This is a genomic window from Xanthomonas protegens (assembly GCF_038442435.1).
Lineage (GTDB): Bacteria > Pseudomonadota > Gammaproteobacteria > Xanthomonadales > Xanthomonadaceae > Xanthomonas_A > Xanthomonas_A sontii.
The window spans coordinates 92,431-103,878 of record NZ_JAQJCQ010000016.1 but is presented as its reverse complement, the minus strand read 5'-3'; the positions used below and the strand labels follow the sequence as shown (position 1 = coordinate 103,878).

Below are 11,448 nucleotides of genomic sequence, written 5' to 3'. Positions count from 1 at the left end.
GCTTCAGCCGCGACGGGCGTCACCGGTAACGCCCGTCGCGGCTGAAGCCGCTCCTACAAGCCAAGCACACGACAGGCTTGGCCGAAGCACGTTCTTCGAAACGTCCGGAAGGCCCCGCGGCGGTGACACACCCGGACCTCGGCTGAACGCCGAACATCGCGGTGCGCGCGGCGTCAGCGGCGAGGGTTCATTTGGTCGCGAATCGGGCACGCATGCTGCGCTGCGGCACGACATGGCGCAAACGGGGATGCGAACAAGGGGGGAATGAGCAGGCAGGTGGGCGCACCGATGCGGTCGCATCGCGGTGTGTTGGCCCAGCGCTGCGGAAGCAGAACTCCATGCAGCGCCCGGCAGGCCCCCTCTCCTCCCGCCTACCGCGAATCAGGCGCGACCTCCGGCGCCAGCGAGGCGGTACGGTCCGTGCGGCACTACGCCGGCATGTCAGGACGCCGGGATCGAGCCGCGTACACAGGACGTATCGCGTCTACGCCTGTTGACGGCAGGCGTGGGCGCAACTTAAGCGAAAATTTTTCTACACACAAGCTTCACGATGGGTGTGTAGGGAACACACCGACAGGCCTGTCCGCATGCCCCTGACGTGGGTGCGTCCGGCCTGGCGATCGACGCCATATCGGTCGTCAACCGCACTGCGCGCGGCGCGCCGCTCAAGGGAACGCTTCCGCATCAGGCGCTGCGCGCATAGTCGAAGCCGGCTGGCGCAGGCTGGATCGCCAGCACCGGCAACGCCTGCTCCGGCAGCGGGACCGACGGTGCCGCGTCGGCCAGCCGGAACACCGCCACCGCCTCGCTCAGACTGCCGGCCTGCTGCTCCAACGCGCGCGACGCGGCCGTGGCCTGCTCCACCAACGCCAGGTTCTGCTGGGTGCTGCGGTCCATCTGCGCCATCGCCTGTCCGACTTCGTCGATGCCGGCGGCCTGCTCCTGCGAGGCCGCCGCAATGCCCGCCATGAGTGCATTGACCTCGTCCACCGAGGCCAGCACGCGCCCCATGGTGCGGCCGGCGTCGTGCACCTGCGCCGAGGCCACCGCGACCTGGTCCACCGAGGCCTCGATCAGGCGCTTGATCTCCTTGGCCGCATCGGCCGAGCGCTGCGCCAGCGCGCGCACCTCGCTGGCGACCACCGCGAAGCCTCGGCCCTGCTCGCCGGCACGCGCTGCCTCCACCGCGGCATTGAGCGCCAGGATATTGGTCTGGAAGGCGATGCCGTCGATCACCGCGATGATCTCGCCGATCTTGCGCGAGGCCGCTTCCACGCCCTGCATCGCACCGACCGCCGCGTCGATCGAAGCGCCGCCCTGCCCGGCCACGGTCGCCGCCGCGTCGGCCAGCTGGTTGGCATGGTGCGCATGGGTGGCGTTCTGGCGCACGGTGTCGGTCAGGCGCGCCGCCGCACGGGCGGTGCGCTCCAGCGTGCCGGCCTGTTCGGCGCTGCGCAGCGACAGGTCCTGGTGGCCGCCGGCGATGGCGCCGGCCTCGGCGTCGATCGCCGCGGCCGCGTGCTGGATGCCGGCCACGATCGCCGCGAGCTGGTCGGCGCTGGCGTTGGCGTCGTCGCGCATGTCGGCGAACACGCCATGGAAGTCGCCGTGCATGCGCACGCCGAGGTCGCCGCTGGCGATGGCGCGCAACAACCCGGACAATTCGCCCAGGTTGCCGTCCACCGTCGCCATCAGTTGGTTGAGGCTCTCGAGCATGATGCGGAAATCGTGCTGGTGCGCGCCGAGATCGGCACGCGCGCTGAAGTCGCCGGCCGCGGCGGCCTCGGCCAGATGCCAGATGTCGCGGCTGAGCGTACCGAGGTTGGCCTTGATCGCATCCATCGCCTCGGAGATCGCGGCCTGCTCGCCCGGCAGGCGCGGCATGTCCTCGCTGAGATCGCCGATGGCGTAGCGCCGCATCAGCGCCACCATCGACTGCGCGGTGCCCACGTGCAGGTCGACCAGCGCGTTGGCGTCGCGCAGCAATTGGCCGTAGTCGCCGGGGAACGCCGCCGCATCGCCGCGGCAGGCGATGGCGCCGTCCGCATGCCGTTGCGCCATCCGCCGCTGCTCGGCCAGCACCGCGCGCAGCTGCGTTTGCATGGTCTGCATGCTGCGCAGCAGCTCGGCGGCCTCGTCGTTGCCCTGTGCCTGCACCACCGCGTCGAGCTGGCCGGCGGCGATCGCCGCGGCGACGCGGGTACCTTCGCGCAGCGGCCGCACCAGGCTCTGGGTGATGCACCAGCCCAGCCACGCACTGACCGCCAGCAGCAGGCCGCCGCCGAGCAGCAGCAACCAGCGCGCGCGGGCCATCGTGGTCACCGCCTGCGCATAGGAGCCGTCGCTGAGCGTGCGCAGGTGCGCGGCGTTGCGCTGGATCGCCTGCTGCCACTGCGCCAGCAGCGGCTGCAAGGTGTACAGGTGCAAGGTCTGCGCATCCAGGTTCTGGTTGTCGGCGGCCATCGCCAGTACCTGCGACTGGAACGGCTGCACCTGCACATAGGCCTTGTCGATTGCCGCGCGCAGCTGCGCGCCGGTGCGGTCGGCCGGGTCCAGGCGCAGCGCGAACAGCTTGCGACGTGCCTGCGCGTAGTCGCGCTGGGCCTGGTCGATGGCGCGCACCACCGCCTGCTTCTCGTCGGGGTTGGTGAGGATGACGTCGTTGAGCAGGCCGATCTCCAGCCGCGCCTGCGCCGCGACCATGGCGTTGGACAGGCGGATCTTCTCCATCTTGTCCAGGGCGATGTCGTCGAGCTGCTGGCGCGCAAGCGCCATCGACGCGAGGCTGGCCACGATCAGGGCGCCGCAGATCAACAGCAGGGCAGCGAAGGCGAAGGTCAGGCGTGGGCCGACCCGGTAGCGGCGAAGGAGGCGGATCATGGAAGCGCGGCGTCAGGGCGAAAGGTGCGCGCTACGCTGTGCGTCGAAGTTTTCCGAACCGCGACGGCATGGCGACAACATGGCGAACTGTGACGCCGCGAAAGGAACGACTGCGGCGGCCTGCGCAGCGCCGGCGCACACTGCGTCGCAGTGTGCGTGCGCGATGCCCGGAGTTCGATGGTCGCGGCGGCGCAGGCGCATGACGACGCGGTCAGCGCCGCGTCTGCCTCAGAGGAAGCCGTGCAGCAACGCGGCCACCGCCGCCGGTTGCTCCATGTGCAGATGGTGGGTGCCGGGCAGCGTGTGCACCCGGCCGTCGCGCAGGCACGCCGCGCGCGTCAGGCGCAGCGACTCGGGCAGGATGTCCTGCGCCGGATCGGCGAACACCACCGCGGTCGGGCACTCGATGCCGGCCAACAGCGCCTGCATCTGCGGCTCGGTCGGGCGGATCGCGGTGGGCAGGGTCAGCCGGCGGTCGCTACGCCACACGTAACCGCCGTCCACCGCGCGCACGCCGCGTTCCACCAGCAGCCGCGCCGCCGGCTCGCTGAGCTGGTTGGCCAGCATCCGCGCCCGCACCGGGGCGGCCAGATCGGGAAACACGCGCAATGGCGTGGCATTGACGCGGCGGGTGCTGGCGACGCTGTTGCGCAACCGTTCCACCGCGCCCGCCTCGCTCTCGGCCAGGCCGCCCAGCATCTCGATCGCCACGAACTTCTCGATGCGCTGCGGCGCCGCGGCGGCCAGCAGGCTGGCGATGGCCGCGCCCATCGAGTGGCCGATCAGCACGAAGCGCTCCCAGCCCAGCGCATCGGCCGCGTCCAGCACCGGGTGCAGGGCGCTGGCCAGCAGGTACTCGGCGCCATCGGGCAGGTCGCTGCTGTGGCCATGGCCGGGCAGGTCCAGCATCACCAGGTCCAGCTGCGGCAGGTGCCGGCTCAGCGGCACGAAGCTGGCGGCGTTGTCGAGCCAGCCGTGCAAGGCCAGCGCCTTGGGGCCCTCCGGGTCACCGCTGCGCAGCCCGGCCAGCGCGCCCACCCGCGACGGGCAGGCAAAAGCACGCAAACTCATGCCGCGCGGGCCGCCAGCTGCGCCAGGGCACGGGCGTGCGCCGGGGCGTCGTTGAGGCAGGGGATGTAGCGCACCTGCATGCCGCGTTCGGCGCAGGTCTCGACGAAGCCCATCGCCACTTCTTCCAGGGTTTCCAGGCAGTCGGTGGCGAAGCCGGGACAGATCACGTCCACCTGCTTGACCCCCTGCCCGGCAAGCTCCCACAGCCGCGGCTCGGCATACGGGCGCAGCCAGCGCTCGGCGCCGAAGCGCGACTGGTAGCCGAGCTCCCACTGGCCCGCCTCCAGGCCCAGTGCGGTGGCGATCGCCTGCGCACTGGCTTCGCAGCGCTGCGGGTAGGGATCGCCGTTGTTGGCCACGCGCTGCGGCAGGCCGTGGAAGGAGAAGAACAGGCGCTCGCCGCGGCCATGCTGCGCCCAGTGCGCACGCACGCTGTCGGCCACCGCCGCGACCCAGGCCGGATCGGTCGGGTAGTCCTCGATCAGGTGTACCGGCAACTGCGGATGGCGCGCCTGCCAGGCCTGCACCACGTCCTCGATCGAGGCGGTGGTGGTGGTCGAATACTGCGGGTACAGCGGCAGCACCACGATCCGGCGCACGCCCGCCTCGCGCAGCGCGTCCAGGGCCGGCGCCAGCGCCGGCGCGCCGTAGCGCATCGCCCAGGCCACGCGGTGCCCGGGCAGCTCGCGCTGCATGCCCTCGGCCAGGCGGCGGGTGTACACCGCCAGCGGCGACCCGTCCGCCAGCCACACCTGGGCGTACTTCTCCGCCGATTTCGGCGAGCGCCGCGGCAGGATCACCCAGTGCAGCAGCGGCCACCAGAACAGGCGCGGGATCGCGACCACGCGCTTGTCGCCAAGGAACTCGGCCAGGTAACGGGCGACCGCAGGCGCGGTCGGCGCCTCGGGCGTGCCTAGATTCACCACCAGGATGGCGGTCTCGGGTGCGTCGGACATGCGCGCATTGTGGCAGAGCGCGCGCGCCGCGGCGTGTCGATACGCTCGATCGCGGCGATCGACGGCGCCTGCATGCGGTGCCGGCACCACTCATTGCCGATTCATTGCCCTGTGACTAAGTTCAAGGACTTGCAGTATCTTGCTGCGGACCTATTTCGGAGCCCGCCATGCCCCTCCTGCCGCGCCTCGCCCTGTTGTTGAGCACCCTGTTGTTCGTCGGCCACGCCGTGGCCGGACCGGAAGAGGACGAGCGCGCCCGCAACGCGCTGCGCGTGCTGACCGACATCCAGAAGATTCCCGAGCAGGCCATCCCCGACAAGCTGCTCGACGAGGGCCGCGCCATCGTGGTGATCCCGGACACCCTCAAGGCCGGCCTGGTGATCGGCGGGCGTCGCGGCCATGGCCTGATGTCGGTCAAGCGCCCGGACGGCACCTGGTCGAACCCGGTGTTCGTCAAGCTCACCGGCGGCAGCATCGGCTTCCAGGTCGGCGTGCAGTCCTCCGACGTGGTGCTGGTGTTCCGCAACGACCGCAGCCTGGACAACATCGTCAACGGCAAGTTCACCCTCGGCGCCGATGCCGGCGTCGCCGCCGGCCCGGTCGGGCGCAACGCCGCCGCCGCCACCGACGGCCAGCTCAAGGCCGAGATCTGGTCGTGGTCGCGCGCCCGCGGCCTGTTCGCCGGTGTCGCCCTGGATGGCGCCGCGCTGCAGATCGACGATGCCGCCGACCTCAACGCCTACGGCAGCAATACCACCCCGCGGATGATCTTCGAGGGCCGCACCACCAACCGGCCGTCCAACGACATCGTCGCCTTCCGCGACAAGCTCGAGGAAGCCACCTACGCCGCACGGCAGAGCCGCGGCACCGATAGCAACGGCAGCCCGGGCGCCGCCCCGGCGCCGGCCATGCCGGCGCCGCAGCCCACGCCGGAACCGACCGCCGCGCCCGACGCCGCCGCCAGCACCGTGCCCCTGCAGGGCCAGGCGCCACCGGCGCAGCAGGGCTTCCAGCCGGTGTCCGACGGCGAGATCCGCACCGAGAAGCTCGACGGCGATCGCTGAGCGCGGTTCCCAACGCCACCTGTCCATCGCACCGTGCAGGCCTGCCTGCACGGCCGGGAGAGGTAACGCGGCGCGGCGCGGTGCGTTATCCTGCGGGTTCCTTACGACTTTTCTGCGAGCGGATCATGGGCAGTCTTAGCATCTGGCACTGGCTGGTGGTGCTGGTGATCGTGCTGCTGGTGTTCGGCACCAAGCGGCTGACGAGCGGCGCCAAGGATCTGGGCAACGCGGTCAAGGAATTCAAGAAAGGCATGCGCGACGAGGACAAGCCCGCCGGCCAGCTCGGCGACGAGACGCGCAGCAGCAGCGAGCCGTCCCGCCAGACCCAGGCCGAGCGCGACCGCGACGCGCACTGACGGGACCCCGCCGGCGTGTTCGATATCGGATTCAGCGAACTGCTGGTGATCGCGGTGGTGGCCCTGGTGGTGCTCGGTCCCGAGCGCCTGCCCAAGGCGGCACGCTTCGCCGGGTTGTGGGTGCGCCGCGCCCGCGCGCAATGGGACTCGGTGAAGCAGGAACTGGAGCGCGAACTGGAAGCCGAGGAACTCAAGCGCAGCCTGCACGACGTGCAGAGCTCGCTGCGCCAGGCCGAGACCCAGTTTCGCGACGGCAGCGAGGAACTGCAGCGGCAGACCGAGGCGCTGCGCCGCGAGATCGATCCGAACCCGCCGGTGCCGCCTGCCGACAGCGCGCAAGTAGTTGTGCCGCCAGTGGCCGCCGCCACACCCGAAGTCTCGACCGACGTTTCGACTGCGCACGCTCCCGCCTCGGCTACGCCCCTGCCGACGCCGCAGGCGCCCGCAGCTTCCGTACTGCCCCCTGCCGCGCGCGGTGCAGCCGCACCGCATCCGACGTCCACCGCCACGGCGCACACCGGCCAGCCGCCCTCCATTGATCCGGAGGCGCCGCGATGAACGTGGAAGCCGAGAGCAGCCTGATCGAACACCTGATCGAACTGCGCGCGCGGCTGATGCGCGCGCTGATCGGCCTGGGCGTGGTGGTGGTGGCGCTGCTGCCCTTCTCCAAGCGCCTGTACTCCTGGCTGGCCGAGCCGATGCTGGCGCAGTTGCCGGTGGGCCAGAGCGTGATCGCCACGCACCCGGCCGGCGCGGTCATCGCGCCGCTGAAGCTGGCGTTCTTCCTGGCCCTGTTCGTGTCCGCCCCCTGGTTGCTGTACCAGGCCTGGGCCTTCGTCGCCCCCGGCCTGTATCAGCGCGAGAAGCGCCTGGCGTTGCCGCTGCTGGCCTCGGCAGTGCTGTTGTTCTACCTCGGCTGCGGCTTCGCCTACTTCCTGGTGCTGCCGGCGGTATTCCACTTCCTGACCACGTTCAAGCCGGACGTGATCCAGCTCACCCCCGATGCCGGTGCCTACCTGGACTTCGTGCTGGCGATCTTCTTCGCCTTCGGCGCCAGCTTCGAACTGCCGGTGGCGCTGGTGATCCTGGCCCTGCTCGGTTGGGTGACCCCGCAGCAGCTGCGCGAGGGCCGCGGCTACGCGGTGGTCGGCATCTTCGTGCTGGCGGCGGTGCTGACCCCGCCGGACGTGGTCTCGCAGCTGATGCTGGCGATCCCGATGTGCCTGCTTTACGAACTGGGCATCATCGCCGCCGCGGCAGTGACGAAGAAGCCGGGAGTGGAGATTCGGGAGTAGGGATTGGTAAGAGCGGTTCGCTGCGCCTGACGCATCCTCTGGCTCCGGCCAGATAGGCGCCGTCGCACTTGCGCACCTGTACAAAGCAAAACGGCCCCGAGGGGCCGTTTTGCTGTTGCTGTTGCTCTTACGATTCCCCAATCCCGACTCCCCAATCCCCGCCCTACGCCACAAAGACGTTGGAGGGCGGCGGCGGCACCGCCGGCGCTGCATCGCCGGCGTGCACGAACATCTGCTTCCAGGCCACGTACACAATGCCGGCGATCGCCGGCGGTAGCACCGCCATCAGCAGCACCTGCGCAATCAGCGCCGCCATCGTAGTGCCCAAGAGCAGTTGCACCACCAGCGTCACCACGGTCAGTGCGAAGTAGAACGCGAACATGGCCAGGAAGGCGAGCACGAAGAACACCAGCATCGCCGGCAGGTTGTGCAGGCAGGCGCGCAGCCCGTGACCGATGGCGGCCACGCCATTGCGGCCGTCGAACATCACCTGCGGCGCGAACAGGAACAGGGTCAGCGCCACCCCCACGACACCCACCGCCACCAGCATCAGCCACAGCACGATGCGCAGCGCCGGCAGGGTCGCGATCAGATCCTCCACCTGCTTCGGATCCGGCTGCGCGCCGGACTGGCCCAGTTCGTTGAGCTTGAGCATCACCGTGTTCAGCTGCATCAACCCCTCCGGACGGATCACCACAACGGCGAGGAACGACAGCGCCAACAAGGCGATCGCCTGCGGCAACACCGCCACCAGGAGGTTCGGCGCGCGGCTGCCGTGCAGGCCCTGCAGCAGGTGGGCCGGCTCGGCACTGCGGCCCTGATCGACCTCGCGCACGGCCCACACCAGCCCGCCGAACAACAGCGGCCCGGCCAGCCCGATGAGCATTTGCGCCAACATGCCCAGGATCGGATGGAGCGCGCTGAGGAACACCGCAAGCAGTGTCGCCAGGCCCCAGATCACCCCGAGCCGGCCCAGCGCCCACGGCGCGCGCCGCAGCAGGGACACACCGCCCAACAGCCATTCCGCGCCGGCCGAGGCCGGCAGCTTGCGAATCTCGATCATTGCCAATCCGAAGTGGGGGACGCCGTACAGCGGCGGCGACTGCACAGATTATCGCGGTTTTGCCTGGCCGCTGCTGTGCTGCCCGCGTGCGTGCTGAACGAAGCGCCGCAACAGTTTGCGTGCCAGCGGTGCGGCGCTGACCTCGCGGGCGATGGTACGGGCGCAGCGTCCGGCGCTGCGTAGACAGTCGGCACGCGCCTGCACGTAGCCGCGCATGTGGTGGGTGGCGAACTCCGGATGGAACTGCAGACCCCAGGTCGCCTCGCCCCAGCGGAACGCGTGGCACTGGTCCTGCGCCGAGCGCGCCAGCACCGTGGCGCCGGACGGCGCGCGCAGCACCGTCTGCAGATGCGTGGCATGCGCGGGGAAGCGAGGCGGCAGGCCGGCGAACAGCGGATCCTCGGCGGCAGGCGGATGCAGTTCGATGTGCACCGTGCCCGATTCGCGCCCGGCCGGGTTGTAGGCGACCTCCCCGCCCAGCGCGTGCGCCAGCAACTGGTGGCCGTAGCAGATGCCCAGCAGCGGCGTGCCGTCCTCGGCGGCCTCGCGCAGCCAGACCGCCGAGCGCTCGCTCCAGTCGGCCCGGTCGGTGACGAACGCCGCCGAGCCGGTGACGATCACTCCGGCGAAGTCGCCCCGCGCCGGCAAGGCCTCGCCGGCGGCGACATTGGCCACCACCGTCTCGCGCTCGGCCAGGCCTGCGGCGACGCGGATCCAGTGCGGGAAGCGTCCGTAGCGGCGCATCGTCGCCACCGGTTCACCGGTTTCGAGGATCAGGAAGGGCGCAGCACGGCGACGGACGGGAGAAGCGAACGGCATGGTGGGATTCTAGACGCCGTCGCCGTGGATTGTTCAAGGCCGCGCGGCGGTGGCGGCATAGCCATATAACTGGCGATCATGAGGCGGGGAAGCGCCCCGCGCTTCACTCCCGCGGCGGCAGCACCGACAGCACTTCTTCGATCGTGGTCAGCCCGGCGGCCACCTTTTCCAGGCCGGCGCGGCGCAGCGTGCGCACGCCCTCGTCCTGGGCGGCCCGGCTGAAGCCGGCCAGGTCCATGTCGGCGCGGATCAGGGTGCGCAGGCGTGGCGTCACCGGCAGCAGTTCGTACAGGCCCACGCGGCCCAGGTAGCCGGTGCGGCGGCATTCCAGGCAGCCGACCGGGGCGTAGGGTTGCAGTGTCTCGGGCAAGGCCTCGCCCGGTTCGCGCAACGCGTCCCACTCGAGCGGCTCCAGCGTGTGCGGGCGCTTGCAGTGGCTGCACAGGGTGCGCACCAGGCGCTGCGCCAGCACGCCGTTGAGGGTGGAGGCGACCAGGTAGTGCGGCACGCCCAGGTCGAGCAGGCGGGTGATCGCCGAGGGCGCATCGTTGGTGTGCAGGGTCGACAGCACCAGGTGCCCGGTCAGCGAGGCCTGCACCGCCATCTGGGCGGTTTCCAGGTCGCGGATCTCGCCGATCATGATGATGTCGGGGTCCTGCCGCAGCAGGGTGCGCACGCCGCTGGCGAAGTCCAGGTCGATGTTGGTCTGCACCTGCATCTGGTTGAATTCGGTGGCGATCATCTCGATCGGGTCCTCCACGCTGCACACGTTCACGTCCGGCGTGGCCAGGCGCTTGAGCGTGGAGTACAACGTGGTGGTCTTGCCCGAGCCGGTGGGGCCGGTGACCAGCACGATGCCGTGCGGGCGTTCCACCAGCGCGTTCCAGCCGGCCGCTTCCTGCGCGCTGAAGCCGAGCTGGTCCACGCTCTTGAACGCCGCATCCGGGTCGAAGATGCGCATCACGCACTTCTCGCCGAACGCGGTGGGCATCGTCGACAGGCGCATCTCGGTCTCGCGCCCGCCCGGCGAGCGGGTCTTGATGCGCCCGTCCTGCGGGCGCCGCCGCTCGGCCAGGTCCATGCGCCCGAGCACCTTGATGCGGCTGACGATGGCGGTCATCACCGCCGGCGGCACTTCCAGCACCTTGTGCAGCACGCCGTCGATGCGGAAGCGCATGCGCCCGGCCTCGCGCCGCGGCTCCAGATGAATGTCGCTGGCGCGCTGTTCGTAGGCGTACTGCAGCAGCCAGTCGACGATGTGCACGATGTGGTGGTCGTCGGCGTTGACGTCGCCGCCGCGGCCCAGTTCCACCAGTTGCTCGAAGCTGGGCAGGCCGCTGCTCTGTTCGGTGCGCCCGTCCTTGGCGCCGCGCACCGAGCGGGTCACGCCGAAGAACTCCATCGTGTAGCGATGCAGGTCCAGCGGGTTGACCACCACCACGTCGATGCGGCGCCGCGCCAGGTGCTGCACGTCGCCGAGCCAGTCCAGCGCCAGCGGTTCGCTGGTCGCCACCAGCAGACGCTCGGGCTGCAGGGCAAGCGGCAGGATGCGGTGGCGGCGCGCATAGGCGTGCGAGACCACGCCGGTAACCGCGGCCACGTCGACCCGGGTCGGGTCGATGCGCAGGTAGGGCAGGCCGCAGCGCTGCGCCAGCCATTCGGTCAGCCGCTCCAGGCTCAGCTCGCTGCCCGGCGGACGGGTCGCGGCGAGTTTCAGGTTGGACAACAGCACCAGCGGATGCACGTCGCTGACGGTGCGTGCGGTCTGCGCCGAGAACTGCACGCGGCCGCGTTCGGCCGGCGCGACCAGGCCATCGGCGAGCAGCGCGGCGGCCACACGTTCGAAGCTCAGCCGGCCCGGCGGCAACGCCACGGCGGGCTCGGCGGGCAACGACGCGGGCGGCGCGGCAGGGCGCGAATCCATGGTCCAGGTCCGGTGCGCGG

The 11,448-nt window shown here is 70.6% G+C and carries 10 protein-coding genes; 4 read left to right on the top strand and 6 right to left on the bottom strand.

All coding sequences use genetic code 11. The annotated features are described in order from the left end of the window. Window positions 1-684 precede the first annotated feature (684 nt). From PIQ37_RS17270 to hemH, 3 genes are all read right to left on the bottom strand, one after another. On the bottom strand, window positions 685-2,880 hold the full coding sequence (locus PIQ37_RS17270) for a methyl-accepting chemotaxis protein (RefSeq protein ID WP_342074401.1): 2,196 nt from the start codon (window positions 2,878-2,880) through the stop codon (window positions 685-687). A 228-nt stretch (window positions 2,881-3,108) separates the two neighbouring features. Beyond that, on the bottom strand, window positions 3,109-3,951 hold the full coding sequence (locus PIQ37_RS17265) for an alpha/beta fold hydrolase (RefSeq protein WP_267085926.1): 843 nt from the start codon (window positions 3,949-3,951) through the stop codon (window positions 3,109-3,111). Then, window positions 3,948-4,907: a ferrochelatase gene (gene hemH, locus PIQ37_RS17260; RefSeq protein WP_342074400.1), complete on the bottom strand. Its 960-nt coding sequence runs from the start codon at window positions 4,905-4,907 to the stop codon at window positions 3,948-3,950. Before hemH ends, PIQ37_RS17265 begins: the two co-directional genes overlap by 4 nt. 167 nt (window positions 4,908-5,074) lie before the next feature. Between hemH and PIQ37_RS17255 the strand changes: the two genes are divergently transcribed. The 4 genes from PIQ37_RS17255 to tatC all read left to right on the top strand — a co-directional run bounded on the left by PIQ37_RS17255 (window position 5,075) and on the right by tatC (window position 7,622). Further along, entirely contained in the window at window positions 5,075-5,971 is an 897-nt protein-coding gene (locus PIQ37_RS17255) for a lipid-binding SYLF domain-containing protein (protein WP_342074399.1), read from the top strand. A gap of 125 nt (window positions 5,972-6,096) precedes the next feature. Next, window positions 6,097-6,327 (top strand): Sec-independent protein translocase subunit TatA, encoded by a 231-nt coding sequence (gene tatA, locus PIQ37_RS17250; RefSeq protein WP_019798768.1) that lies wholly within the window; start codon window positions 6,097-6,099, stop codon window positions 6,325-6,327. 15 nt (window positions 6,328-6,342) lie between these two features. Beyond that, window positions 6,343-6,885, top strand: coding sequence for a Sec-independent protein translocase protein TatB (gene tatB / locus PIQ37_RS17245; protein WP_342074398.1), 543 nt, complete (start codon window positions 6,343-6,345; stop codon window positions 6,883-6,885). Continuing rightward, window positions 6,882-7,622: a twin-arginine translocase subunit TatC gene (gene tatC, locus PIQ37_RS17240; RefSeq protein WP_184646866.1), complete on the top strand. Its 741-nt coding sequence runs from the start codon at window positions 6,882-6,884 to the stop codon at window positions 7,620-7,622. Before tatB ends, tatC begins: the two co-directional genes overlap by 4 nt. A gap of 163 nt (window positions 7,623-7,785) precedes the next feature. Here tatC and PIQ37_RS17235 read toward each other — a convergent pair whose 3' ends face one another. From PIQ37_RS17235 to PIQ37_RS17225, 3 genes are all read right to left on the bottom strand, one after another. Continuing rightward, a complete protein-coding gene (locus PIQ37_RS17235) occupies window positions 7,786-8,685 on the bottom strand; it encodes a BPSS1780 family membrane protein (protein ID WP_342074397.1) in 900 nt (299 codons plus the stop codon). 48 nt (window positions 8,686-8,733) lie between these two features. Beyond that, the gene (locus tag PIQ37_RS17230) at window positions 8,734-9,504 is read right to left on the bottom strand and encodes a glutamine amidotransferase (protein WP_342074396.1); all 771 of its coding nucleotides are present in this window, start codon (window positions 9,502-9,504) and stop codon (window positions 8,734-8,736) included. 103 nt (window positions 9,505-9,607) lie between these two features. Further along, complete coding sequence (locus PIQ37_RS17225) at window positions 9,608-11,428, bottom strand: GspE/PulE family protein (RefSeq protein ID WP_342074395.1); 1,821 nt, start codon at window positions 11,426-11,428, stop codon at window positions 9,608-9,610. Window positions 11,429-11,448: the final 20 nt, after the last annotated feature.

Bases quoted from the DNA above. Each gene is read 5' to 3' on its own strand.
- PIQ37_RS17270 (WP_342074401.1), bottom strand. From the start codon at position 2,880: ATGATCCGCCTCCTTCGCCGCTACCGGGTCGGCCCACGCCTGACCTTC.
- PIQ37_RS17225 (WP_342074395.1), bottom strand. From the start codon at position 11,428: ATGGATTCGCGCCCTGCCGCGCCGCCCGCGTCGTTGCCCGCCGAGCCC.
- hemH (WP_342074400.1), bottom strand. From the start codon at position 4,907: ATGTCCGACGCACCCGAGACCGCCATCCTGGTGGTGAATCTAGGCACG.
- tatC (WP_184646866.1), top strand. From the start codon at position 6,882: ATGAACGTGGAAGCCGAGAGCAGCCTGATCGAACACCTGATCGAACTG.
- PIQ37_RS17255 (WP_342074399.1), top strand. From the start codon at position 5,075: ATGCCCCTCCTGCCGCGCCTCGCCCTGTTGTTGAGCACCCTGTTGTTC.
- PIQ37_RS17265 (WP_267085926.1), bottom strand. From the start codon at position 3,951: ATGAGTTTGCGTGCTTTTGCCTGCCCGTCGCGGGTGGGCGCGCTGGCC.
- PIQ37_RS17235 (WP_342074397.1), bottom strand. From the start codon at position 8,685: ATGATCGAGATTCGCAAGCTGCCGGCCTCGGCCGGCGCGGAATGGCTG.
- PIQ37_RS17230 (WP_342074396.1), bottom strand. From the start codon at position 9,504: ATGCCGTTCGCTTCTCCCGTCCGTCGCCGTGCTGCGCCCTTCCTGATC.
- tatA (WP_019798768.1), top strand. From the start codon at position 6,097: ATGGGCAGTCTTAGCATCTGGCACTGGCTGGTGGTGCTGGTGATCGTG.